The 25,496-nt window shown below is 70.8% G+C and carries 19 protein-coding genes; 10 read left to right on the forward strand and 9 right to left on the reverse strand.

The annotated features are described in order from the left end of the window. Positions 1–70: 70 nt before the first annotated feature. Together BLT62_RS00520 and BLT62_RS00525 are read left to right on the forward strand one after the other, a co-directional pair. Positions 71–1,645 (forward strand): carboxylesterase/lipase family protein, encoded by a 1,575-nt coding sequence (locus BLT62_RS00520; protein ID WP_083362297.1) that lies wholly within the window; start codon positions 71–73, stop codon positions 1,643–1,645. Positions 1,646–1,814: 169 nt separating this feature from the next. Next, positions 1,815–2,447: a phosphoribosylanthranilate isomerase gene (locus BLT62_RS00525; protein ID WP_083362298.1), complete on the forward strand. Its 633-nt coding sequence runs from the start codon at positions 1,815–1,817 to the stop codon at positions 2,445–2,447. A 1,447-nt stretch (positions 2,448–3,894) separates the two neighbouring features. Here the strand turns inward: BLT62_RS00525 and BLT62_RS00530 are convergent. Next, on the reverse strand, positions 3,895–5,025 hold the full coding sequence (locus BLT62_RS00530) for a Gfo/Idh/MocA family protein (protein ID WP_083362299.1): 1,131 nt from the start codon (positions 5,023–5,025) through the stop codon (positions 3,895–3,897). Then, complete coding sequence (locus BLT62_RS00535; protein WP_083362300.1) at positions 5,025–5,843, reverse strand: sugar phosphate isomerase/epimerase family protein; 819 nt, start codon at positions 5,841–5,843, stop codon at positions 5,025–5,027. The genes BLT62_RS00530 and BLT62_RS00535 overlap by 1 nt, the downstream gene beginning before the upstream one ends. A 129-nt stretch (positions 5,844–5,972) precedes the next feature. On the opposite strand from BLT62_RS00535, the gene BLT62_RS00540 reads away from it, so the two are divergent. Beyond that, positions 5,973–6,671, forward strand: a complete 699-nt coding sequence (locus BLT62_RS00540) for a TetR/AcrR family transcriptional regulator (protein WP_083362301.1) — start codon at positions 5,973–5,975, stop codon at positions 6,669–6,671. Then, complete coding sequence (locus tag BLT62_RS00545; RefSeq protein WP_156786200.1) at positions 6,668–7,729, forward strand: formylglycine-generating enzyme family protein; 1,062 nt, start codon at positions 6,668–6,670, stop codon at positions 7,727–7,729. The genes BLT62_RS00540 and BLT62_RS00545 overlap by 4 nt, the downstream gene beginning before the upstream one ends. Positions 7,730–7,824: 95 nt before the next feature. On the opposite strand, the gene BLT62_RS00550 is transcribed toward BLT62_RS00545, so the two are convergent. The 3 genes from BLT62_RS00550 to ddaH form a co-directional block, all read right to left on the reverse strand. After that, the gene (locus BLT62_RS00550) at positions 7,825–9,297 is read right to left on the reverse strand and encodes a peptide MFS transporter (protein ID WP_083362303.1); all 1,473 of its coding nucleotides are present in this window, start codon (positions 9,295–9,297) and stop codon (positions 7,825–7,827) included. Between the two features lie 265 nt (positions 9,298–9,562). Continuing rightward, on the reverse strand, positions 9,563–10,798 hold the full coding sequence (gene rocD / locus BLT62_RS00555) for an ornithine--oxo-acid transaminase (RefSeq protein WP_083362304.1): 1,236 nt from the start codon (positions 10,796–10,798) through the stop codon (positions 9,563–9,565). Next, complete coding sequence (gene ddaH, locus BLT62_RS00560) at positions 10,795–11,688, reverse strand: dimethylargininase (RefSeq protein WP_083362305.1); 894 nt, start codon at positions 11,686–11,688, stop codon at positions 10,795–10,797. The genes rocD and ddaH overlap by 4 nt, the downstream gene beginning before the upstream one ends. A gap of 244 nt (positions 11,689–11,932) precedes the next feature. Here ddaH and BLT62_RS00565 point away from each other — a divergent pair, with 244 nt between their 5' ends. Both BLT62_RS00565 and BLT62_RS00570 read left to right on the forward strand, forming a co-directional pair. Then, positions 11,933–12,370, forward strand: a complete 438-nt coding sequence (locus tag BLT62_RS00565) for an Lrp/AsnC family transcriptional regulator (protein ID WP_083362306.1) — start codon at positions 11,933–11,935, stop codon at positions 12,368–12,370. A gap of 114 nt (positions 12,371–12,484) precedes the next feature. After that, positions 12,485–14,239 carry an oleate hydratase gene (locus tag BLT62_RS00570; protein ID WP_083362307.1) on the forward strand — a complete coding sequence of 585 codons (1,755 nt, stop codon included), beginning with the start codon at positions 12,485–12,487 and terminating at the stop codon, positions 14,237–14,239. A gap of 5 nt (positions 14,240–14,244) precedes the next feature. Here BLT62_RS00570 and BLT62_RS00575 read toward each other — a convergent pair whose 3' ends face one another. Continuing rightward, complete coding sequence (locus tag BLT62_RS00575) at positions 14,245–14,997, reverse strand: ABC transporter permease (protein ID WP_083362308.1); 753 nt, start codon at positions 14,995–14,997, stop codon at positions 14,245–14,247. An 83-nt stretch (positions 14,998–15,080) separates the two neighbouring features. Between BLT62_RS00575 and BLT62_RS00580 the strand changes: the two genes are divergently transcribed. Then, positions 15,081–15,446 carry a GntR family transcriptional regulator gene (locus BLT62_RS00580; RefSeq protein ID WP_083362309.1) on the forward strand — a complete coding sequence of 122 codons (366 nt, stop codon included), beginning with the start codon at positions 15,081–15,083 and terminating at the stop codon, positions 15,444–15,446. A gap of 95 nt (positions 15,447–15,541) precedes the next feature. Here BLT62_RS00580 and BLT62_RS00585 read toward each other — a convergent pair whose 3' ends face one another. Next, positions 15,542–19,234 (reverse strand): bifunctional proline dehydrogenase/L-glutamate gamma-semialdehyde dehydrogenase, encoded by a 3,693-nt coding sequence (locus BLT62_RS00585; RefSeq protein ID WP_083365230.1) that lies wholly within the window; start codon positions 19,232–19,234, stop codon positions 15,542–15,544. A 297-nt stretch (positions 19,235–19,531) separates the two neighbouring features. Between BLT62_RS00585 and BLT62_RS00590 the strand changes: the two genes are divergently transcribed. Then, positions 19,532–20,473, forward strand: coding sequence for a LysR substrate-binding domain-containing protein (locus BLT62_RS00590; RefSeq protein ID WP_083362310.1), 942 nt, complete (start codon positions 19,532–19,534; stop codon positions 20,471–20,473). A 189-nt stretch (positions 20,474–20,662) separates the two neighbouring features. Here BLT62_RS00590 and BLT62_RS00600 read toward each other — a convergent pair whose 3' ends face one another. Continuing rightward, entirely contained in the window at positions 20,663–21,070 is a 408-nt protein-coding gene (locus tag BLT62_RS00600; protein WP_083362312.1) for a phage holin family protein, read from the reverse strand. Positions 21,071–21,157: 87 nt separating this feature from the next. Then, a complete protein-coding gene (locus BLT62_RS00605; protein ID WP_083362313.1) occupies positions 21,158–22,720 on the reverse strand; it encodes an SLC13 family permease in 1,563 nt (520 codons plus the stop codon). A 124-nt stretch (positions 22,721–22,844) separates the two neighbouring features. On the opposite strand from BLT62_RS00605, the gene BLT62_RS00610 reads away from it, so the two are divergent. Then, positions 22,845–23,303 (forward strand): META domain-containing protein, encoded by a 459-nt coding sequence (locus BLT62_RS00610; protein WP_083362314.1) that lies wholly within the window; start codon positions 22,845–22,847, stop codon positions 23,301–23,303. 50 nt (positions 23,304–23,353) lie between these two features. Next, positions 23,354–24,967, forward strand: coding sequence for a phytoene desaturase family protein (locus tag BLT62_RS00615; protein ID WP_083362315.1), 1,614 nt, complete (start codon positions 23,354–23,356; stop codon positions 24,965–24,967). Positions 24,968–25,496: the final 529 nt, after the last annotated feature.

Consider the following 25,496-nt stretch of genomic DNA (forward strand, 5'->3'; position numbering starts at 1 on the left):
CGACGGGCTCGCTCGGCGGTAGTGCAGAATCAACACCAACTGAATCAGCAGTGAGCCAGAGGAAGCAGCCATGACTGAGCAAACCGATTTCGACATCACCGTCGCCCCCGAGGTGCGCACCACGGCCGGAACCGTGCGCGGCCTCTGGCGCGCCCCGCGTGGCGGCACCGGGCTGGCATCCGCGGCTTTCCTGGGCATTCCGTTCGCCGAGGCACCGGTCGGCCCGTTGCGCTTCGCTGCCCCCGTGCCGCACACGGCCTGGGAGGGCGTGCGCGACGCGCTGGAGATGGCACCGACCCCGCAGCGGCAGACCCTCTCCGAGATCACGCTCATCCCCGAGCCGTCGATCGAGGGCGAGTCCACCCTGAACCTCAACGTGTTCACCCCCGCGCCGGCCGCCGCGGCATCCGCCGGCCTGCCGGTGATGGTCTACATCCACGGCGGCGGCTACACGGCCGGCTCGCCGGCCAGCCCCTGGTACGACGGTGCGGCGTTCAACCGCGACGGCGTCGTCACCGTGTCGATCTCGTATCGGCTCGGCTTCGACGGCTTCGGCTGCATCGACGACGCCCCCGACAACCGCGGCGTGCTCGACTGGCTGCTCGCCCTGGAGTGGGTGCAGCAGAACATCGCCGCGTTCGGCGGCGACCCCGCCCGCGTCACGATCGCCGGCCAGTCGGCCGGCGGCGGCGCCGTGCTCACCCTGCTCGGCATGGAGGCGGCCCAGCACCTGTTCAGCGGCGTCTACTGCATCTCCGGCGCCGTCGGCGATGTCGAGCGCCCCCGCGCGCAGCAGCTGGCCCGCCGCCTGGCCGAGCTCGCCGGCGTGCCGGCGACCCGCGAGGGCTTCGCCAGCCTCAGCGAGGAGCGCATCCTCGAACTGCAGCAGAAGGCGCAGGAACCGGCCGATGGCCCCGGCAACCCGCTCGACATGCTGGGCCGGATGATCGCGGAGGGCCTCGCGCTCGGCCCGATGATCGACGGGGCGCTCATCCAGCGGCCGACCCTGGAGTCGTTCAGCCGCGGCGTCGGCGCCGACAAGCCCCTGGTGCTGGGCGCCACCGACGACGAGTTCTCGATGGCGCTGGACGAGGCCAAGGGCAAGCTGCGCTTCATCCCGAAGAGCTTCATGCTCGGCAAGGCCGGACTCGGCAAGGTCAAGCGCAAGGCCTACTTCGCAGCGAACCCGGATGTCGCCAAGCGCGACACCGCGGGAGCCGTCGGGCGCTACATGACCGACGCGATGTTCCGCACCGCCGTGCTGAAGGTGACAGAGGCGCGCGAGTCCGGCGCGGCCACCGGCACGAGCGCGGCATCCGCCCCCACCTGGGTGTACCGCTTCTCGTGGCCCTCCCCCGTGTTCAAGTACGCCATGCACTGCCTCGACGTGCCGTTCTTCTTCGACTGCCTCGACAGCGTGCGGATCGACGCCCTCGCCGGCGCCAACCCGCCGCAGGCGCTGGCCGACGAGCTGCACGCGGAGGCCGTGGCCTTCGTGAGCACCGGCGTCGCCCCGTGGCCGAAATACACCGAGAACGCCCGCGCCACCCGGGTCTTCGACCTGCCGTCGTCGGTCATCGCCGACGGTTACGGCGGCGTGCGCCCGCTGCTCGCCCAGCCAGCGCGGGAGACGGTCTCCGCCTAGCCGCGGCCCCGCCGCCGCACAGCCCCGCGCGCCCCGGCCCTACACTGGGGCGCGCGGGCGCTCGGGAGGGTTTCCCGTTGGCTCCCTCTCCCGTTGGCTCGAGGGAGCGCCAGCGACCGAAGCCAATGACGTGCACCGACCCGACCGCGGAGCATGGCACAGTGGAACCATGTTTGTGAAGATCTGCGGCCTGCGTGAGCCCGCGACCCTCGCCGCAGCGGTGCAGGCCGGGGCGGATGCCGTTGGCTTCGTGTTCGCGCCGGGCAGCCCGCGCACGGTCGACGCCGACACGGTACGGCAGCTGATCACGGCTGTTCCGCACAGCATCGAGACGGTCGGCGTGTTCCGGGGGCAGCCGCTCGACGAGGTCCTGCTGACCGCCACGGCGGCCGGAGTGAGCACGGTGCAGCTGCACGGCGGCGAGCCGGTGGCCGAGCTCGACCGGGTGAAGTCGGCGGGCTTCGGCACGATCCGGGCGCTCTCGCTGGACGAGTACCTGCAGCAGCTGGAGCGGGACCCGTCGGGGCTCCGCCGCCACCGGCTGCTGCTGGACGCCCCCGTTCCAGGAGCCGGCGAGCCCTTCGACACGAGCGCGCTGCACGCCCAACCGCCGCACGGCGGCTGGCTGCTGGCCGGCGGGCTCACCCCCGGCAATGTTCGGGAGCTGCTGGACGCGCTCGGCGGAGTGGGCTCTGCGGCCTCGCCCGCCGGGGTCGACGTGTCCAGCGGTGTCGAGAGCAGCCGCGGCCAGAAGGATGCTGCCCTGATCGAGGCGTTCGTGGCGGCGGCCCGCGCGCTCTAGTCGCGCCGGCGCCGACGTCTCGCCACACCCGCTGGTCGAGTAGCGAGGAACGAGCGTATCGAGACCCCGCACCAGACACAGCTCCCCGCCAGAAACCGGGTCTCGATACGGCCCTGGCGGGCCTACTCGACCACCGGGAGGGCGGCAGCCAGCGAAATCCGCCTGCACAGCGCCAACCGCGCGAGCGGGCGCGCGGCGTTGTTGGCTTCGGTCGCTGGCGCTCCCTCGAGCCAACGTGCATCTGCACGGCTGCTGCGGACTGCGCCCGCCGAAATCCCCGCCGCGCCGCGCCACACCCGCTGGTCGAGTAGCGAGGAACGAGCGTATCGAGACCCCGCACCAGACACAGCTCCCCGCCAGCAACCGGGTCTCGACACGGCCCGAGCGGGCCCACTCGACCACCGCGAGGGCGACAGCCTGCGACATCCGCCCGCGCGGCGCTGTTGGCTTCGGTCGCTGGCGCTCCCTCGAGCCAACGGAAGGGTCGCAACCCACCCGCTGGTCGAGTAGCGAGGAACGAGCGTATCGAGACCCCGCACCAGACACAGCTCCCCGCCAGAAACCGGGTCTCGACACGGCCCGAGCGGGCCCACTCGACCACCGCGAGGGCGACAGCCTGCGACATCCGCCCGCGCGGCGCTGTTGGCTTCGGTCGCTGGCGCTCCCTCGAGCCAACGGAAGGGTCGCAACCCACCCGCTGGTCGAGTAGCGAGGAACGAGCGTATCGAGACCCCGCACCAGACACAGCTCCCCGCTGGAAACCGGGTCTCGATACGGCCCTAGCGGGCCTACTCGACCACCGGGAGGGCGGCAGCCTGCGACATCCGCCTGCGCGGCGCTGTTGGCTTCGGTCGCTGGCGCTCCCTCGAGCCAACGGAAGGGTCGCAACCCACCCGCTGGTCGAGTAGCGAGGAACGAGCGTATCGAGACCCCGCACCAGACACAGCTCCCCGCTGGAAACCGGGTCTCGATACGGCCCTAGCGGGCCTACTCGACCACCGGGAGGGCGGCAGCCTGCGACATCCGCCTGCGCGGCGCTGTTGGCTTCGGTCGCTGGCGCTCCCTCGAGCCAACGGAAGGGTCGCAACCCACCCGCTGGTCGAGTAGCGAGGAACGAGCGTATCGAGACCCCGCACCAGACACAGCTCCCCGCCAGAAACCGGGTCTCGACACGGCCCGAGCGGGCCCACTCGACCACCGCGAGGGCGACAGCCTGCGACATCCGCCCGCGCGGCGCTGTTGGCTTCGGTCGCTGGCGCTCCCTCGAGCCAACGTGCATCTGCACGCCGGCTCGAGGGGGCCGCGCCGCGACGAAGGAGCAGCGCAGCCCCCGAAGCCCGGGAGCCAACGCACGGAGCGGCGCCGGCACACTGAGTGAAGCCCTGAGCGTCTCCGTGGAGACGCTCAGGGCTTCGCTCGTTCCTCGCTCAGCCGACGGAGAGGGGACTCAGCCGACGGGGACGGGCGACAGGGTCGCCGCGAACGGGTCCCAGTCCTCGGCGACGAGCGGCACGGCGTCGATCGAGCTCTCCACCGTGACGACTTGCTTGGTGTTGACGGCATCCTCGATCGCGGCCAGCGTGTCGAAAACGTGGTAGCCGACGTCGCCGGTGGCAATGTGGGCGCCGCCGGAGCGGATCGCCCGCGCCATGTCGAGCACGCCGAGCCCGCGCCCGGTGAGCACGCCGCCGAGCGGGATCGACTGCCATTCGGGCTCGCCGAACCCGGCACGTGTGATCAGCACCTCGCCGCCGAAGGTGTTCGGGTCGGGGATCAGCATGGTCGCCTCGGTGCCCGTGATCTCGACGTAGCCGGTCTTGGCCAGCGGTGAGTCGAAGCTGAGCACGCTCTGGGCGACGCCGCCCTCCTCAAACTCGGCGATCGCGCTGATGTGCGTCGGAACCTCGACCGGGAACGTGGTTCCCGCGCGGCCTCCAGTGGCGATGGTGCGCTCCGTGCGGCCCTGCGAGCCGAATGCGGCCACCCGGGCCACGGAGCCGAACACGTGCACCAGGGTGGTCACGTAGTACGGGCCCATGTCGAAGAGCGGGCCGGCGCCGTGGTCGAAGAGGAACTCGGGGTCCGGGTGGAACACGTCCGGGCCGATGTACTGCATGACCGTCTGCCCCGACAGCGGGGTGCCGATGTAGCCGCGGGCGATGGCCCGCCTGGCCGTCTGCACGCCCGGGCCGAGCACGGTGTCCGGCGCGACGCCGACGCGGAGCCCGGCGGCAGCCGCCCGCTCCAGCAGCTCGCGACCGCTGGCCCGGTCGATGCTGATCGGCTTCTCCGTCCAGACGTGCTTGCCGGCGGCGATCGCCTGCAGGCTGATCTCGGCGTGCACGGCGGGGATCGTCAGGTTCACGACGATCTCGACGTCCGGGTGGGCCAGCACATCGGCGGCCGAGCCCGACAGGGCGACGCCGTGCTTGGCGGCCTGCGCCGCCGCCCGCTCCTCGATCAGGTCGCCGAGGATGACGACACGGATGTCGGGGAAGCTGTTCAGGTTCTCCAGGTAGGTGTCGCTGATCATGCCGGTGCCGATGAAGCCGACGCCGACGGGCCCCTGCCCGGCCATCAGCGGATGCCGTTCTCGGCGAAGAATTTCACGCCGGTCTCGATGCCCTCGAAGATGTCTCCCTTGTACGCGTCGAACTCGATGATCGCGTAACGGACAGACGGCGCCGCCGCCAGCGAGGCCAGAATCGGGACCTCGCCGAGGCCGGCCGGGCGCTGGTCGAGCGCGGCCGGGTCGAACTCGGCCGCACCGGGGATGAAGGGGTTCACGCCCGGGACGCCGTCCTTGGCGTGCACGGCCACGACCCGCTCGCCGAGGCGGGAGAGCAGTGCGGGCACGTCTTGGCCGGCGGTCGCCGCCCAGAACAGGTCCACCTCGAGAACGACCGCGTCGTCCAGCTGGTCGGCGAAGTGCTCGAAGGCCGAACGGCCGCCGAAGCTGGCCACGAACTCCTGTGAGTGGTTGTGGTAGCCGACGCGCAGGCCGTGCTCGGCCGCGCTGCGGGCGGCGGCGTTCAGACGGGTGGCGATGTCGGCAACGCCCTCCTCGGTCTGCCAGCGCTCCAGCGGGATGAAGGCGTCGATGACGGTCTCGACACCGAGCGTCTTCGCCGCGGCGAAGATCGTCTCGTGGCTGTCAACCGGGTACACGAGCTCCCCGAGGCGGATCTCGTCGGAGAGCATGGTGGCGTGGCCGGTCGGTGAGCTCAACCCGTGCTTGGCGAACGCCTCGGCCAGTTCAGCGGGGCGGCGCACGAAGTCGAATGCCTCGACGCGGCGGAGGCCCATGCCGGCGAGGCGGCCCAGCGTGCCGTCAAGATCGGCGTCGAGTTGCTCCCTGACCGTGTACAGCTGAACGGAGAGTTCCGGTGTCGTCATGCAAGTGCTCCTTTGCGATTGCTTCTGCGTGCAGTCACGCTAACATGAAAACAGACAAGAGTGTCGGTTTTCGCTACTTCGATCGGCGCAGAGTCCACAGACGGGGCGGGCTAGGTCAGAATGGACGCGATGCACACATCGGATGACGGCCACGCCCCCCAGGGGCCAGCTGGCGCGAACACGCAGGCACGCGGCGCCTATGCCGCTGGGCGCGCCCGCAAGGCGGTCATCGTGCAGACCGCGACGGAGCTCTTCGGCAGCACCGGCTTCCACTCCGTCTCGATGCTCGACGTCGCCGCCGCCTGCGGCATCTCCCGCGCCGGACTGCTGCACCACTTCCCGAGCAAGGAGCTGCTGCTCACGGCCGTCCTGGCCGAGCGCGATGCTGCCGACGAGGCGCTGTTCCGCTGGAGCAACGCGGATGACGCGGACGGCCGCCCCTGGCTGGCCCGGCTGGTCGAGCTCGTCGAGTTCAACGCCACCCGCCCCGAGCTGATCCGCCTGTTCGCCGTGCTCTCGGCCGAGGCGACGGCCCCGCAGCATCCGGCCCACGACTACTTCGTCGGGCGCTACCAGGGCACGAGGCGCGGGGGCCGAGATGCCTTCCGCCGCGCGCAGCAGGCCGGGGTGCTTGCCGCCGGCGCAGACCCCGAGCGGCTCGCCATCGAGCTGATCGCGCTGATGGACGGGCTGCAGGTGCAGTGGCTGCTCGAGCCGGAGCGCGTCGACATGGCGGCCACCATCCGCGGCTGGCTTGACGGCGTGCTGACCGCGCCGCTCCCCTCGTCCGCATCCATGCCATCACCCTCGGAACAGAGGACACCATGAGCGCAGCAGAGCAGGAACCGCAGGGCGAGCAGGGGGGCTGTGGCTGCGGCTGCCAGCCGCCCAGCCGGGGGCCGCAGCCCGTGCAGCTCGGCGCCCTTCCGCCGGTTGAGCCTGTCGAAACCTTTCAACCACCCGTAACTGCCCAAGGGATTCCTGGGCATGGGCTGCCGCCTTTCGCGACGCTGCGCGTCGCGCACTCCATCGATCAGTCCGCCGTGCCCGCCCAGACGTTCCAGATGGGCGACCCGTTCCGCGACGGCAAGCCGGCCGACGGCGAGCACTACCTGCACGACGTCACGCTCGACGCCTTCGTGATCGACGCGACATCCGTCACCAACGCCGACTTCGCCGCCTTCGTGGACGCCACCGGCTACCGCACCGAGGCGGAGACGTTCGAGTTCTCGGCCGTGTTCCACCTGGCCATCGCGGCGCCGCAGAACGACCTGCTCTCCCGGGCCCCCGGCACCCCGTGGTGGATCGGCGTGCGCGGGGCCGACTGGCGGCACCCGGGCGGCAGCCTCTCCGGCCTGGACGGCCTGGCCGACCACCCCGTCGTGCACGTCAGCTGGAACGACGCCCTGGCCTACTGCCGGTGGGCCGGCCGCCGCCTGCCCACCGAGGCGGAGTGGGAGTGCGCCGCCCGCGGCGGGGCGCACGGCGAGCGCTTCCCGTGGGGCAACGAGCTGATGAGCGAGCAGGGCGACTGGCAGTGCAACATCTGGCAGGGCAGCTTCCCCCGGCACAACACGCTCGAGGACGGCTGGCTGACGACCGCCCCGGTGCGCAGCTTCACCCCGAACGGCTATGGGCTGTGGCAGTCCGTCGGCAACGTCTGGGAGTGGTGCTCCGACTGGTTCGGGGCGGACGCCTACCTCTCCGGAGAGAACACGAACCCGCAGGGCCCGCCCCGCGGCGGCGCCCGGGTGCTCCGCGGCGGCTCGTTCCTCTGCCACGACTCCTACTGCAACCGCTACCGCAGCGCGGCCCGCTCCTCCAACACCGCCGACTCGTCGATGTCGAACGCGGGGTTCCGCACCGTCGCGCTCACCGCGGGCTGAGCGCTGCGGCATCCGCCGGGGTGCGCGCAGAGAAATGGCCCGGGATCGCGTGATCCCGGGCCATTGCTGCGCGCTGCGCTGGGCGGCGTCGGCGGCTAGCGCACGCCGGCCATGAGCTTCAGCACGGGCTTCGTCAGCAGGGCGAGCAGGGCGCCGAGCACGATGGCGATGCCACCGAGGATGCCGAAGTACGCCGCCTCCGTCTCCGGCTGGTACAGCCCGGCCAGCTGGCCGGAGATCGCGGTGCCGAGGGCCACGGAGAGGAAGAACAGGGCGACCATCTGGGTGTGGAAGGCCTTCGGGGCCAGCTTGGTGGCCACCGAGAGGCCCACCGGCGAGAGCAGCAGCTCGGCGATGGTGAAGACCAGCAGGATGCCGATGATCGCCAGCAACGGGGTGCTGTTGGCCGCGCCGCCGGCGAACGGCAGGAACAGCAGGAAGCCGACACCCATCACCGCGGTGCCGAGGGCGAACTTGACCGGGGTGGACGGCTGCCGGGTGCCCATCTTCGTCCAGATCGCCGCGAACACGCCGGAGAGGATGATGATGAACACCGGGTTGATCGACTGCACCCAGGAGATCGGCATCTCCCAGCCGAGGATGCTGCGGTTCAGCTGCTTGTCGGAGTAGATCGTGAGCACCGTGAACTGCTGCTGGTAGAGCGACCAGAACGCGACGCTGGCGACGAACAGCGGGATGAAGCCGAGCACCCGGGAACGCTCCGTCTTGGTGATCTTGCGGCTGGAGAGGATGACGGAGAAGTAGGCGATCGTCGACGCGATTGTCAGGCCGATCACCAGGGCGGCCAGGTTCTCGGCCCGGATGAGGCCGGCGAAGATCAGCGCGAGCACCAGCAGCACGGCGGCCACGGCGATGCCGATGACGAGCGGGCGGCGAGCCCGAGGCAGCGGGTTCGCCACGGTGTGCGCGGCGGCCGGCAGGCGCTTGCGGCCGAAGGAGTACTGGGTGAGCCCGATCGCCATGCCGAAGGCGGCGAGCGCGAAGCCCCAGTGGAAGCCGACCGTGCTCTGCAGCAGGCCGGTGAGCAGGGCGCCGAAGAAGGCGCCGAGGTTGATGCCGAGGTAGAACAGCGAGAAGCCGGCGTCGCGGCGCGGGTCACTCTCCGAGTAGAGCGTGCCGACGACGCTCGTGGCGTTGGCCTTCAGGCCGCCCGATCCGACGGCGATCATGATGAGGCCGACGATGACACCGGCGAAGCCGGGCAGCAGGGCCAGCGAGAGGTGGCCGAACATGATCACGATGGCGCTGACGAAGAGCACCCGCTCCGAGCCGAACAGGCGGTCGGCCAGCCAGGCGCCGAGGATGGTGGAGAGGTAGACGGCGCCGCCGTAGGCGCCGACGATGCCGGCCGCGGTCGCCTGCGGCATCCCGAGGCCGCCCTGCGTTGCCGAGAAGTACAGGTAGATCAGCAAGATGCCCTGCATGCCGTAGAAGCTGAAGCGCTCCCACATCTCGACACCGAAGAGGGTGGCGAGGGCCCGCGGTTGGCCGAAGAATCTCCGATCGTCGGAGGATGTGGCTTCGGGGTGCGCGGCGGGATCGGGCATTGCGACGCCCTCCTGATGACTACTCATCTTTCAAGTGTGTCACTGCCGGGGGGCGCCGGCATAATATTGCCTCCGAGCTTTCAGCCGCAAGCCCCCACTCCGAGCTCCAGCCCCGCGCCATCCCTGCGCCAGTTCGCGGCCCTCTGCGCCCGTTGATGTGGCGCGGAGGCCCACGAACTGGCGCAGCGCACGGGCGACAGCGGGCGCGGACGCGGACGCGGGCGGGCCACGGCCGCCGGGAGGGCGGCGGCCGTGCGGTGGCGGGCTAGCCGGCGAGCTCCTCGAGCACGGCGCGCAGCTGCTCCACCGCCCAGTCGAGGTCGTCGCCGGAGACGACGATCGGCGGGGCCAGCCGGATCGTGGACCCGTGGGTGTCCTTGGCGAGCACGCCGCGCTCCATCAGCGCCTCGCAGACGGCGCGGCCACTGGCCAGTTCCGGGTCGATGTCGATGCCGGCCCAGAGGCCCGCCCCACGCACCGCCACCACGCCATGCCCGATCAACTCGGAGAGGCCAGCCTGCAGGCGGTCGCCGAGCAGGGCGGCGCGCTCCTGCATCTCGCCCGTGGCCAGCAGCCGCACCACGGCGAGGCCGACGGCGGCCGCGAGCGGGTTGCCGCCGAAGGTGGAGCCGTGCTGGCCGGGTTCCAGCACGCCGAGCACGTCGCGGTTGCCGACGACGGCCGAGACGGGCACGATGCCGCCGCCGAGCGCCTTGCCGAGCAGGTACAGGTCGGGCACGACGCCGACCAGGTCGCAGGCGAACGTCGCCCCGGTGCGGCCGAGGCCGGACTGGATCTCGTCGGCGATGAACAGCACGTCGTGTCGCGCCGTGATCTCGCGCACGGCGGGCAGGTAGCCGGCCGGCGGCACGATGATGCCCGCCTCACCCTGGATCGGCTCGAGCAGCACGGCGACCGTGTTCTCGTCGATGGCGGCCTCGAGCGCCGCCGCGTCGCCGTAGGGCACGGTGCAGAAGCCCGGCGTGAACGGGCCGAAGTCGGCGCGGGCGTCCTCGTCATCGCTGAAGCTGATGATGGTGGTGGTGCGGCCGTGGAAGTTGCCGGCCATCACGATGATGTTGGCGGCATCCGGGGCGACGCCCTTGACCCGGTAGCCCCAGGCGCGGGCGACCTTGATGCCGGACTCGACGGCCTCGGCGCCCGTGTTCATCGGCAGCACCATGTCTTTGCGGGCGAGGGCGGCGAGCTCGGTGACGAACGGGCCGAGCTGGTCGTTGTGGAAGGCGCGGCTGGTGAGCGTGATGCGGCCGAGCTGGGCGCGCGCGGCGTCCAGCAGCAGCGGGTTGGAGTGCCCGAAGTTCACGGCAGAGTAGGCGGCCAGGCAGTCCAGGTAGCGCCGGCCGTCGATGTCGGTCACCCAGGCGCCATCACCGGATGCCACCACGACGGGCAGCGGGTGGTAGTTGTGGGCGGCGTGCTCTTCTTCGAGCTCGATCGCGGCGGCCTGCCGCGGGGTCGTTGGCATCGTTGCGTTCGTCATCGTCGCAGCTCCAGGGTGCAGCACTTGACGCCGCCGCCGCCGAGCAGCAGCTCGGAGAGGTCGACGCCGATGGGGTTGTAGCCGTGCTCGATCAGCTGGCGCTCGAAGTCCTTGGCGCGGTTGGCGATCACGACGTTGAGGCCGTCACTGTAGGAGTTCAGGCCGAGGATGGCGGCATCCGTCTCGGTGACGATGATGGCGTCCGGGTAGCGCTCGGCCAGGATGGCGAGGCTGGCCTCGTCGAAGGCGCTCGGCAGGTAGGCGATGTGCTCCTGGCCGGGGGTCGAGTCGAGCACGGCGAGCGCGGTGTCGAGGTGGTAGAAGCTCGGGTTGATGAGCGTGAGGGTGACGACCTCGCGGTTGTAGACGCGGGCGATCTCCTGGTGCGAGCGGGAGTCGCTGCGGAAGCCGGTGCCGGCCAGGATCGTGTCGCCGACGAGCAGGAAGTCGCCCTCGCCCTCGTTGATCTCCTCGGGCACGGCCACCTCGAAGCCGTTGTCGGCGAACCACTCCATGTAGGCGGGGCCCTCCGGCTGGCGCTCCGGGTAGGTGAAGCTGGCGCCGTAGGCGATGCCGTCGATGACCATGCCGCCGTTGGCCGCGTAGACCATGTCGGGCAGACCGTCGATCGGGTCGATCAGCTGCACGTCGAAGCCGAGGCTGATGTAGACGTCGTAGAGGGTCTGCCACTGGCGCACCGCGAGGCTGGTGTCGGTGGGCAGCGCCGGGTCCATCCACGGGTTGATGCGGTAGACGACGGTGAAGTACTCCGGCTTGCACATGAGCACGGAGCGGGCGATGGCCTTGCGCTGCACGACGGCAGCGCTGGTGTCGCGAGCGGTGACGGATGCCGGTGCGGTGTCTATCGGCGTTGTGGCGGTTTCGGGCATTGGGGGCCTCCCTGTTCAACGGTGAGCAGAGCCCGCGGTGCGCGAAACGGCCACCGCGAGATCCGCAAGATTTTACGGATGGCGGACCAGGTCACTCGTTGAGCCTGCGGCGATCGACCGGGGTCGCTCGCTCCAGACGCCACCCTCAGTTTCACACGGCGTGAAGCTGCGATACTCGCTGCATTGCGCTGAATTTCTGCGCATATCTGCCGGTCAGCGCAATGAATCGGCGTAGAGTGACGGGATGGACAATCTGGACCGCGGCATCCTCGATCTCCTCCGCCAGAACGCCCGAGCGGGCTACGGCGACATCGGATCGGTCGTCGGGCTGTCGGCATCCGCCGTCAAACGCCGCGTCGACCGCCTCGTCGCCGACGGCACGATCCGCGCCTTCACCATCCAGGTCGACCCGGCCGTCGACGGCATGAGCACCGAGGCCTATGTGGAGCTGTTCTGCCGCGGAACGGTGGCCCCCGACGAGCTGCGCCGAATCCTCTCCGCCGTGCCGGAGGTCGTCGACGCCGGCACCGTCACGGGCAGCGCCGACGCCATCGTGCACCTGCGCTCCCGTGACATCCCGAGCCTCGAGGACGCCCTGGAGCGCCTGCGCATCGCCCCCAACGTCGACCACACCCGCAGCGCCATCGTGCTCTCGCGGTTGGTGCAGCGCAGCGGCGACTAGCCCGCAGCGCCACCCCGCGCGCCTCCCTCGCGGAACCACAACGCGCCCTAGCCGTCAGCGGCCGGTCGGCGCAGACTGGTGGAACCGTGTTCCCGAGGGAAGGTAAGTGCAGAGATGTATTACAGCAACGGAAACTACGAGGCGTTCGCCAGGCCCAAGAAGCCGGACGGCGTCGACAGCAAGTCCGCCTACCTCGTGGGGGCCGGCCTCTCCTCGCTCGCCGCGGCGGCGTTCCTGATCCGGGACGGCCAGATGAAGGGCGAACGCATCACCGTGCTCGAGGCCTCCTCGGTCGACGGCGGAGCGCTCGACGGGGCGGGCAACGCCGAGACGGGCTGGCTGATTCGCGGCGGCCGCGAGATGGAGGACCACTTCGAGTGCCTGTGGGACCTCTACCGCTCGATCCCGTCGCTCGAGGTCGACGGCTCGGTGCTCGACGAGTTCTACTGGCTGAACAAGGAGGACCCGAACTTCTCGCTGCAGCGTGCGACGATCAACCAGGGCCAGGACGCCCAGACCGGCATGAACTTCACGCTCGGCGCCCGGGCGACCAAGGAGCTGACCGACCTCGTGCTGGCCACGCACGAGCAGCTCTACGACAAGCGCATCAACGAGGTGATGGGCCAGCAGTTCTTCGACTCGAACTTCTGGCTGTACTGGCGCACGATGTTCGCCTTCGAGGAGTGGCACAGCGCGCTCGAGATGAAGCTCTACGTCGAGCGGTTCATCCACCACATCGACGGGCTGCCCGACTTCAGCGCCCTCAAGTTCACCAAGTACAACCAGTACGAATCCCTCGTGATGCCGCTGGTCGCCTGGCTGCGCGGGCAGGGGGTGAAGCTGCAGAACAACACCAGGGTCATGGATGTCACCTTCGACATCTCCGGCGCGGCGAATGACGCGAAGAAGGTGGCCAAGCGCATCGTCTGGATCAGGGACGGCGTCGAGGGCGGGCTGGACCTCACCGAGGACGACCTGGTCTTCGTCACCAACGGCTCCCTCGTCGAGAACTCGCAGTGGGGCGACCACAAGACCGCGGCGGCCTTCGACCCGGTCGTGCACGACGGCGGCAGCTGGCACCTCTGGCGCAACATCGCCGCACAGCACCCCTCCTTCGGTCGGCCAGACAAGTTCTGCACCAGCCCGGAGGAGTCGCAGTGGGAGTCGGCGAGCATCACGACGCTCGACGAGCGCATCCCCGCCTACATCGAGAAGATCGCCAAGCGGCCCACCCGCTCCGGCAAGGTCGTCACGGGCGGCATCGTCTCGGTCCGCGACTCCGCCTGGCTGCTGTCCTGGACGGTGAACCGGCAGCCGCACTTCAAGGCGCAGCCGGACGACCAGACCGTTGTCTGGTTCTACGGGCTCTTCACCGACGTCGACGGCGACTACGTGAAGAAGCCGATGCGGGACTGCACCGGCGAGGAGATCACCAGGGAGTGGCTCTTCCACCTCGGCGTTCCCGTCGACCAGATCGACGAGCTGGCCGCGACCGGCGCCATCACGAGGCCGTGCATGATGCCGTTCATCACCGCGTTCTTCCTGCCCCGCACCGCGGGCGACCGTCCGGAGGTGGTGCCGGAGGGCGTGGTCAACTTTGCCTTCATCGGCCAGTTCGCCGAGTCGACGCGCGACTGCATCTTCACGACCGAGTACTCGGTGCGCACCGGGATGGAGGCGGTCTACCAACTGCTCGGCGTCGACCGGGGCGTGCCGGAGGTGTTCGGCTCGATCTACGACGTGCGCCAGGTCATGAAGTCGGTGCATTACCTGCGCGACGGCAAGAACGTCCCGGTGCCCGGCTTCGCCAAGCACTATGTCGAGAAGACGATGATTGGCCAGCTGCTGGAGCAGTACAAGGTGATCTGACCCGCTCAGCTCCGGTGCGGCACCGGCTTCTGCCGCACCGGGCCGAGCGCGCTCACCAGGGTGACGGCGACGATCGCCCCGGCGGCCAGCACGGAGGCCAGCACGACGATCTGGAAGCGGCCGGCCTCCAGCGGGGAGAGCCCACCGAAGATGGCGCCGACGAAGGCGCCGGGCAGCGTGACCAGGCCGGTCGTCTTGGTCTGGTCGATCGAGGGCACCAGGGCGAAGTGGGCGGCCCGCCTGGCCAGCGTCAGGGTGGACTGCCGGGGCGTCGCCCCCAGCGCCAGCCAGCCCTCGACCTCCTCCCAGTGATCGATCACCGCCTCGCCGAAGCGTCGCCCGGTGAGCGTGGCCACGGTCATCGCGTTGCCGATGACAATGCCGCCGACGGCGAAGACGTAGCGCGGGGTGAACTCGATCGCCCCCGTCGCGAAGACCACGACGAGCGCGGTGGCGACGCCGATCCCCATGGCCAGGCCGACGTCGGCGAGGTGCCGCCGGGTGAAGCCGATGCGCCGGGTGCTGGTGGCCACGGCGGCGATGAACATGACGGCGAGGCCGGCCGCCACCCAGAGCGGGTTGCCGATCACGCCGGTGAGGATGAGGCTGACGGCGGCCAACTGGGCGGCGCCGCGCAGCACGGCCAGCACGGGGGCGAACGGGGCTGGCAGGCGGAAGCGCCACGCCACCACGGTGGTGATCAACACGAGCAGCCCGACGCCGAGCAGCGTCGGGGCAAGCTCCCTCAACCAGTCCACGCACCGAGCGTAGCCGGGGTGCGGGCGTTCGCGCCGGTAGCCTTGGCCTGAACGCGCCGCAGGCGCCCGAGCAAGGAGCCGCGATGGAGCTGCCGCTGAAGATCGACAAGGCCGGATCGACGCCGCCGTTCGAGCAGCTGCGGATGCAGCTTCTCGCCGCGGTGCAGAACGGAGCACTGCCGGCCGGCACCCGCCTGCCCACCGTGCGCGCCCTGGCCGGCCAGCTCGAGCTCGCCGTGAACACAGTCGCCTCGAGCTACCGCGCGCTCGAGAAGGACGGCGTGATCGAGACCCGCGGACGCTCCGGCAGCTTCGTCGCGGCCACCGGTGACCCGACCACGGCGCAACTGCAGCTGGCCGCGCGGGCCTTCGCCGAGCGCGCCGGGCAGTTGGGCGTCGCCCCGCGCGACGCGCTGGCGGCCGTGCGCGCCGCCCTCGACGCCGGCTGAGTCCGCGCACCGGCACAAAAACAGGATGAGAGCGGTGCGGGCCCTCCCTACAGGGCCCGCACCACTCTCATCCTGGGTTTTCTCCAGCGAACAGCTTAGATGACGCCCTCGCTGAGGGTGCTCGGGTTGCCGAAGCGGTGCGCGGTGATCGAGATCGCCTGCTCGCGCAGGAACGGCAGCAGCTCGACCCGACCGGCCTGGGTGACCTCGTGGTCGTAGATCGCGACGTCGGGGCTGCCGCCGAGTGCGGCGGAGAGGGCCGCGGAGGCGCCGCCGCCGATCGCGTCGACGAGGCGCACCCGCTCGGTGCCGATGCCGGCGGATGCCGCGCGCTCCAGCCAGGCGGCATCCGACTCGACCGCCACCGTCACGCTGCGCGACTCCAGCAGGGTGAGCACGCCGGCCGGCAGCGCGTGCGCCGTCGATACCTCGAAGCGCGAGCGGGAGAGGACGCCGGCCGCGATGACGCGCAGGGCGTGGCCGAGGCTGGCGGCCTCCGAGACGCGCACCGTGATGGGCAGTGCCCGGTAGCGGAACACGTTGCGCTCCAGCCCGAGCGCCGAGACGTCCTTCGCCGTGCCGAACTCGTCGGCCCAGGCGATCGCGTCGCTGAGCGCGGCGCGGCGCAGCACGTCGAACTCCTCGTAGCCGAGCACGGGCTGCGAGGCCTCGATGAGGGTGGTCACCCACTGGTCCAGCCCGCGCAGGTGCAGCGTCTGGCTGGTCGTGCCCGGGTCGTTGACCCAGGTGCCGAGCCCGAACAGGTAGTTCGGGCCGCCGGCCTTGGTGCCGGCGCCAACCGAGGAGCGCTTCCAGCCGCCGAACGGCTGGCGCTGCACGATCGCCCCGGTGATGCCGCGGTTCACGTACAGGTTGCCGGCCTCGACGGTGTCGAGCCAGATCGCGAGCTCCTCGGCGTCCAGGGAGTGCAGGCCGGCGGTCAGGCCGTAGTCGACGGCGTTCTGCATCCGGATCGCCTCCTCCAGCGTGCGGGCGTGCATCACGCCGAGCACCGGGCCGAAGAACTCTGTGAGGTGGAAGTAGGAGCCGGCCGCGACGCCGGTGCGGATGCCGGGCGACCAGAGCTGGCCGCTGTCGTCGAGCTGCTTGGGCTCGACCAGCCAGCTCTCGTCGGCGCCGAGCTGGGTCAGCGCGTGCAGCAGCTTGCCGGACGCCGGCTCGATGATCGGCCCCATCTGGGTCTCCGGGTTCGAGGGGTAGCCGACCTGCAGCGAGCTGGCGGCATCCACCAGCTGGCTCTCGAAGCGGCGCGAGCGGGCGACGGAGCCGACCACGATCACGAGGCTCGCGGCCGAGCACTTCTGGCCGGCGTGGCCGAAGGCGCTCTTGATGACATCGGACGCCGCGAGGTCGAGGTCGGCGCTCGGGGTGACGATCACGGCGTTCTTGCCGCTGGTCTCGGCCAGCAGCGGCAGGTCGGGGCGGAAGGAGCGGAACAGCTGCGCGGTCTCGTAGCCGCCGGTCAGGATGACGCGGTCGACGGACGGGTGCGACACCAGCTGGCGGCCGAGCTCGTGCCGGGCCTCGCCGGCGAAGTCGACGAGGGCGAGCAGCTCGCGCGGCACACCGGCCTGCCAGAGCGCCTCGACCATGATCGCGCCGGAGCGGCGGGCCAGCTTGGCCGGCTTGATGATGACGCCGGAGCCGGAGGCGAGCGCGGAGAGCACCGAGCCGGCCGGGATGGCGACGGGGAAGTTCCACGGCGGGGTGACCACCGTGAGCTTGGACGGCACGAAGCGCGCGCCCTGCACGGCGTCGAGCTCCTTGGCGCGCTCGGCGTAGTAGTGGGCGAAGTCGATCGCCTCGCTGATCTCGGGGTCGGCCTCCGCGATCGTCTTGCCGGTCTCGGATGCCATCACCTCGATGAGGCGGCCGCGGTTGGCGGCCAGCGCCAGCCCGGCCCGGTGCAGCACGGCTGCGCGCTCGGCGCCGCTGCGCTTGCCCCACTCGGCGCCGGTGTGGGCGACGGTGTCGATCACGCGCTCGAGCACGGCGGGGTCGCCGATCTGGGCGGCGTCGATGACGTCGGTGCCGAGGGTCGAGCCCTCGACCCTCGTCAGGATCGCGCGGCCCCAGGCCCGGTTGGCCGGCAGGGCCGGGTCGGTGTCCGGCTCGTTGCGGAAGCCGGTGTGCGCGGCGGCTTCCGGGGCAACGGCGGCGGCGACGGCGTGCGCGGCGGCCGTGACGGCCTCCGGCTCGTACGCGTCGATGGCCGCGGCCATCTCGCCCCGGCTGAGGCCGAGCACGACCTCGGTCAGGTTCGGGTCGGCGGACTCGCCGGGCTCGACGTTGGCGGGCGGGCGCAGCGCGTCGACCAGCTCGTAGCCGGCGAGGCCGGCCTTCTCGGCGGCGCGGTTCTGCAGGCGGTTCGGGCCGGGCACGACGGTGTCGAGCTCGGCCAGCGACGCCTGGAAGCGCGCGGTCTCGCGCTGTAGCAGCGCGGCGGAGGTGTTCAGCTCGAACACGGCCGACATGAAGTTCTCCTGGCTGGCGTTCTCCTCCAGGCGGCGGATCAGGTAGGCGATCGCCACGTCGAACTCGGCCGGGTTCACGACGGGCGTGTAGAGCAGCAGCTCGCCGACGTCCTTCTTCACGGCCTCGGCCTGGCCGGTGGCCATGCCGAGAAGCATCTCGAACTCAATGTTGCTCTGCACGCCGCGCTGGCCGGCCAGCAGCCAGGCGAAGGCGACGTCGAACAGGTTGTGCCCGGCGACACCGATGCGCACGGCATCCGTGTTCTCGTAGGTGAGCGCCCAGTTGAGCACGCGCTTGTAGTTGGTGTCGCTGTCCTGCTTGGTGGAGTACGTGGCGAGCGGCCACTCGTGCACGGCGGCGTCGACGTGCTCCATGGCCAGGTTGGCGCCCTTGACCAGGCGCACCTTGATCGGGGCGCCGCCGCGGGCCCGGCGGCGCTTGGACCACTCGGTCAGGCCCTGCAGGGCGCGGAGCGCGTCGGGCAGGTAGGCCTGCAGCACGATGCCGGCCTCGAGCTCCAGCAGCTGGGGCTGGTCGAGGATGCGCTCGAACACCGCGATGGTGAGGTCGAGGTCGCGGTACTCCTCCATGTCGAGGTTGATGAACTTGGTGCGGCCGTTGACCGGCGCCGAGTTCGCCGCCAGCTCGTAGAGCGGGGTGAGCCGCTCGACGGTGCGCTCGACCTCCTCGTCGAATGACCACATGGAGAGCTGGCTGGAGACCGCGCTGACCTTGATCGAGACGTAGTCGACGTCGGGGCGGGCCAGCAGCTCGCGGGTGCCCGCGAGGCGGCGGTCGGCCTCCTTCTGGCCGAGAACGGCCTCGCCGAGCAGGTTGAGGTTGAGGCGGTTGCCGCCGGAGCGCAGCTGCTCGATCACGGGGCCGAGCTTCTCCGGCGTCGCGTCGACGACGAGGTGGCCGACCATCTCGCGGAGCACGCGGCGAGCGGCGGGGATGACGACCCAGGGCAGCACAGGGCCGAGGATGCCGCCGAGGCCGACGGCGCCCCGCATGTACCAGGGCAGGAAGCGCGGTGTCTTGCCTGCGACGGCCTGCAGGTTGTGCCCGGCGACCATGAGGTCCTCCGGCCGCATCACGCCGTCGACGAAGCCGACCGTGAAGTCGAGGCCGTTGGGGTCTTTCAGCACGCCGGCCAGGCGCTCGGCGGCCGGGTCGGCCGGGGCGTTGGCGCTGTCGGCCAGCCACTTCTTCACGAGCGCGATGGTCGCCGTCTCGAGTTCGCGGGCGTCGGGGCCATCAGCCTGGAGTTCGGTGCTGGAGGAGTGCGGCATGGTCACGAGACTAGTTCTTTCGACGAAGGGTCAGAGCGGGCGCTGGGGCGCGCTGGCTGCAGATCTGCTGCGGGTTTCTCCAGTGTGAGGCCACGAAACACTTCGGTAAAGCAAATGTTTCTGACGGTTATCAGTAAGTAGAATCGAATCATTGAACGGATGTCGCGGCATCCGCCCAGCGCCTGCCCAACACCCGCCCAACGACTGCCCAGTTGCCGAATTTCGGGGGTGCGGCGGCCGGCGCACCCCCGAAATTCGGCAACTGGGGAGGCGGGGCGCGGGACGAGAGGAGAGCGCATGCTGGACGTGAGGCGGCTGCGGCTGCTGCGGGAAGTGAAGTTGCGGGGAACGCTCGCGGCCGTGGCCGAGGCGCTCGCCTACAGCCCGTCCTCGGTGTCACAGCAGCTCACCCTGCTCGAGAAGGAGGTCGGCATTCCGCTGCTGGCCAAGGCCGGGCGGCGCGTGCTGCTCACCCCGCAGGCCGAGCTGCTCGTCGCCCGCGCGGCGGAGGTGCTCGACACGCTGGAGCGGGCCGAGGGCGAGCTCGCCGCCTCGCTCACCACGGTCAGCGGCACGGTGCGCCTGGCCGTGTTCCAGTCGGCCGCCCATGCCGTGATCCCCGAGGCGCTCACGATCCTGGCGGCCGAGTACCCCGAGCTGCGGGTGGAGGTGACCGAGCGCGAACCGGATGCCGGCCTGTTCGACGTCTCCGCGCGCGACTTCGACCTCGTCGTCGCCGAGCAGTACCCGGGCCACACCCGCGAGCACCGGCCGGACCTGGACCGGGTGCACCTCGTCACCGACGTCATCCGGCTGGCGACCGGTCCGGCGGCGTCCCCCGGCCCGCTCAGTGATGCCGTGCCGGGCGGGCCTGCCGAGACCCGCATCGCGACGTTGGCGGACGCCGCGTCGCGGCCGTGGGTGATGGAGCCGAAGGGCACCGCCGCCCGGCTCTGGGCAACCCAGCTCTGCCGGGCGGCCGGTTTCGAGCCGGATGTGCGCTTCGAGACGGCCGACCTGATGACGCACATCCGGCTGATCCGCTCCGGCAACGCGGTCGGGCTGCTGCCGGACCTCGTCTGGGCCGGGGAGGCGCCGAGCGTCGAGCTGGTGGAGCTGGCCGGCAACCCGCACCGCGACGTGTTCACCTCCGCGCGCCGTTCCAGCGCCGGCCGGCCGGGCGTCGCCGCCTGCCGCGCGGCGCTCGCCCGCGCGATCGCCGGCACCGCTCACCCCTGAGCCCGCGCTCCTGCGCATCGCGCGGGAGGCGGAGGCGGATCGGGAGGCAAACGGGAGATCGGGCGGCAGCTGCCCGCTGATTCCGGCCTCCCGATCCGCCGTCGGCCTCCGAAACGGATGCCGGGGCCGGGGGCGCGGCCGGGATCCGCGGCCGGGTTCCGCGGCCGGAGTCCGCGGCCGGAGTCCGCGCTAGCCGATCGGCAGCGCCGAGGCGTTGCGCTTCTTCTCGACGCCCTTCTTCAGGAAGACCATCGGCAGGAAGAAGGTGGCCAGTGCGGTGACCATCCACACCAGCACGGGTGCCAGGACCCAGGTGCGCCAACCGTCGATGGTGAGGCCGCCGGGGAAGAGCGACGCCACGAACAAGGCGACGAAGGTCGAGACGATGCCGATCCCGCCGAGGAAGGCGGGCGCGTTGCGGGCCGCCACCTTGAGCAGGAACGGGCTGATCACGCTCTGGATGACGGCGAACACCAGCACCGCCACGATGCCGCCGCTCCAGCTCAGGTTGAACTCGGGCAGCAGCCACATGGCCACGAGCAGACCGAGCGCGGCGGAGACGACGAAGATACCGGACCGAATCAGAAAGCGGATCATGTGCTCATCGTAGGGGCGCCGCCGCGGCATCCGGGTCACTAACGCGCAACGAAATGCCCGGCCGCGGCTCGGAACGGCCAGATCGGCTCAGAACGGCCAGATCAGCGGCACGTAGAAGGTCGCGACGGCCAGGAAGAAGACGAGCAGCGGCAGGCCGAGCTTCCAGTAGTCGGTGAACCTGAAGCCACCCGGCCCCATCACCATCATGTTCGCCGGGGTGGCGATCGGGGTGAGGAAGGAGGCGGCGCCGGCGACCGTCAGCGCCATCAGGAACGGCAGCACCGAGACGTCTTTCGTCGCGGCCACCGAGACGGCCACCGGGATGACGATCAGCACCGTGGCCGTGTTGCTGATGAGCTGGCCGAGCACGACGGTGATCAGGCAGAGCGCGAACAGCGCCACCTGCGGGCCCGCGTCGCCGACCATGCCGAGCAGCCCGTCGGCGATGAGGTCGGCCGCGCCGGTCTGCATGAACGCGGTCGAGAGCGGGATCATGCCGGCCACGAGCACGACCGTCGTCCACGAGATGCTGCGGTAGGCCTGCGTCACCGACACGGCGCGGGTGAGCACCATGGCCATCGCCGCCACGAGGCCAGCGATGACCGCCGGCACGAGGCCCGTCGCCAGCGCGGCGATCATGGCGGCCAGGATGCCGATGGCCCAGCCGGCGCGCGGGCCGAGCGGCACCGTGCGGCGCAGCACATCCGGCGGGTCGACGACGAGGACATCGGGGTCGGCGGTGTGCTCGTCGAGCGCATCCCAGCTGCCCTCGAGCAGCAGGGTGTCGCCGGCGGCCAGCGTCGCATCCGGCCCCTCGACCTGCTCGCCCCCGCGCTGCACGGCCAGGATGACCAGAGAGCCGCTCGGCGTGCACATGCCAGGGAAGACCTTGAGCCCGATCAGGCTGGACCGCGGCGGGATGACGACCTCGGCGATGCCGCCCTCGGCGCCGATCAGCTCGTTCGGCGGCGTGGCGAGCTCGTACTGCGAGCGCAGCACGCGGGCGTGGTCACTCAGGTCGCGCGGCATGACGCTGGCCGCGCGCACGGGGACGAGCCTGCTGCCGAGGAGCATCGTGATCAGCAGCGTGCCGACGACAAGCGGCACCCCGACGAGGCCGAACTCGAAGAATCCGAACGCGCGATCGCCGGCCTCGACGGCCGCCTCGGAGACGATGATGTTGACCGGGGTTCCGGTGAGGGCGAGCAGCGAGCCCGCGTGCGCGGCGAAGGCCAACGGCAGCAGCAGCCGCGAGGGGGCGAGGCCGGCGCGCACCGCGACGACCACGACGACGGGCAGCAGCGCGGCGACGGCGCCGTTCACGCTGATCAGCGCGGTGAGCACCGCGACCAGCAGCATGATGTAGACGAGCAGCTTGCGGGTGCTCGTGCCCGCCGCGCCGATCACCTTCTGGCCGGCCCAAGCGGTCACACCGGTCGCGTCCAGTCCCTCGCTCACCACGAACAGCGAGGCGATGAACAACACCGTCGGGTCGGCGAAGCCGGCGAGCGCCTGACCCAGGGTGAGGATGCCCGTCGCCCAGAGCGAGATGGCCACGGCGAGGGCGACGATCCCGACCGGAACCCTGTTCGACACGAAGGCGATGACAGCAACCAGCAGGATGGCCAGCGTGATCGCGATGGGGTCCATGGCTCGAGAGTAGTGCTGGCGCTAACGTTTTGATCCCATTGCTCGCATACCCGCTGCGCACGGGCTACCGTGGAGCGCATCGGGCCCGGCCACGGCCGGCACACATCGCGAACGGACGCCACAGATGACGAGTACCCTCCCCCGCCACAGTTCAGGCCGACGGACCGTTGGCGCCCGCGCCGGCCGCACCCGCGCGGCGGTTGTCATCGCCGTCGCGGCTGTCGCGGCCCTCGGGCTCTCCGGTTGCGCGAACAGCGGCGCCGGCACGCCCGGCGGCCCGGACCCGGTCGGCACCTGGGGCACCGTCGACACGACGGGCGTTCCGTTCCTGACCTTCTCGGATGACGGCAGCTTCACCGGCTCCGACGGCTGCAACACCTTGAACGGCGGATGGCAGCTGGACGGCACCACGATCGACTTCGAGAACGTCGCGACGACACTGAAGGCCTGCGAGGGCGTCGACACCTGGCTGTCCGCGCTGAACACGGCGACGATCGAGGGCACGACGATGACGGTCTTCAACGACGCGGACGCCGAGATCGGAACCCTGGACAACGCCGACTCCAGCAACGGCGGATACTGAGCCGTCCGGGGCCGGGCTGGGGCGGCATCCGCAGCCTCTAGGCTCGATCCATGACTGAAGCTACTCACGACGTTGTGATTGTCGGCGGCGGGCACAACGGACTCGTTGCGGCCGCCTACCTCGCCAAGGCTGGCAAGAGCGTGCTCCTGCTCGAGCGCGAGGAGCGGCTGGGCGGCGCGGCCGTCTCGGCCGCGCCGTTCGAGGGCGTCAACGCCCGGCTCTCGCGTTACTCGTACCTGGTGAGCCTGCTGCCGAAGCGCATCATCGACGAGCTCGGCCTCGACATCCGCCTGGCCCACCGCCGCTTCAGCTCGTACACCCCGAACCCGGCCGATACCGAGACCGGCCTGCTCGTGGACAACAGCAACCGCCGGGCTACCCGCGCCTCCTTCGCCCGGGTCGGCGCCGCCGGCGACTTCGCCGCCTGGAACGATTTCTACGCCGACACCGCGCGCGTGGCGGAGGCCCTGTTCCCGACCGTGTGCGAGCCGCTGCCGACGCGCAGCGAGGTGCGCCGCCTGGTCGACGACGACGCGCTCTGGGCCAGCTTCTTCGAGCGCCCGCTCGGCCAGGTGATCACCGAGCGCTTCGACAGCGACCTCGTGCGCGGTGTCGTCGCCACCGACGGGCTGATCGGCACCTTCACCTCAAGCGACGACCCCTCCCTGGACGCCAACCGGTGCTTCCTCTACCACGTGATCGGCAACGAGACCGGGGACTGGCACGTGCCGATCGGCGGCATGGGCGCCGTCTCGGGCGAGATCGAGCGCGCCGCCCGACTCGCCGGGGCGCGGATCGTCACCGGCGCCGATGTGGTCAGCGTCACCGCCGACGGCGCCGTGCGCTACCTGCGCAACGGCCACGAGCGGGTCGCGGTCGGCACCACGGTGCTCGCGAACATCTCCCCCTACGTGCTGGACCAGCTGCTGGCCGCCGGCGGGGCATCGAGCGCCCGCGTCGGGGTGCCGGCCAACGCCCCGGAGGATGCCGTCGCCGCCCGCCCGGAAGGTGCGCAGGTCAAGGTGAACCTCATGCTGAAGCGGCTGCCGAAGCTGCGCGACACCACCGTCACGCCCGAGGCAGCCTTCGGCGGCACCTTCCACATCAACGAGCTGTACAGCCAGCTGGAGGGCACATACGCCGAGGCCGCGCGCGGCGAGATCCCCGACATCCTGCCGTGCGAGATCTACTGCCACACGCTGGCCGACCCGACGATCCTCGGGCCGGAGCTCGCGGAGTCCGGAGCGCACACGCTCACCATCTTCGCCCTGCACGCGCCGGACCGCTGGCTGACGGAGGAGAACAACGACGCCACCCGCGAGCGCCTGCAGGCGGCCGTGCTGGCCTCGCTGAACTCAGTGCTGGCCGAACCGATCGAGGACGTCGTCATGCTGGATGCCGCCGGCAACCCATGCATCGAGACGAAGACGACGCTCGACCTCGAGCACGCGCTGAACCTCTCAGGCGGCAACATCTTCCACGGCCCGCTGTCCTGGCCGTTCCTGGAGGACGACGCGCCCCGCGACACGGCGGCGGAGCGCTGGGGCGTCGCGACGGCGCACCCGCGCGTGCTGATCTGCGGCTCCGGCGCGGTGCGCGGCGGGGCAGTCAGCGGGCTGGGCGGGCACAATGCCGCCATGGCCGTGTTGGAGGAGTCGCTCTAGCTGCTCCTGCTGCGTGGGTGTGGGTGTCGGGCGATGTTGGCTTCGGTCGCTGGCGCTCCCTCGAGCCAACGGGAGGATCGCACCCCACCGCTGGTCGAGTAGCGAGGAACGAGCGTATCGAGACCCCGCACTCGACACAGTTTCACGCCCTGCCAGGGCCTCGATACGGCCCTAGCGGGCCTACTCGACCAACGGGAGCGGCGCTGTTGGCTTCGGTCGCTGGCGCTCCCTCGAGCCAACAGGAGGGTCGCACCCCACCGCTGGTCGAGTAGCGAGGAACGAGCGTATCGAGACCCCGCACCCGACACAGCCCCCCGCTGAAAACCGGGTCTCGATACGGCCCTGGCGGGCCTACTCGACCAACGGGAGCGACGCTGGCTTCGGTCGCTGGCGCTCCCTCGAGCCAACGGGAGAGAGGCCCCACCCCGCTGGTCGAGTAGCGAGGAACGAGCGTATCGAGACCCCGCACCCGACACAGTTTCACGCCCTGCCAGGGTCTCGATACGGCCCTAGCGGGCCTACTCGACCA

The sequence above is a fragment of the Microterricola viridarii genome, assembly GCF_900104895.1.
GTDB lineage: Bacteria > Actinomycetota > Actinomycetes > Actinomycetales > Microbacteriaceae > Microterricola > Microterricola viridarii.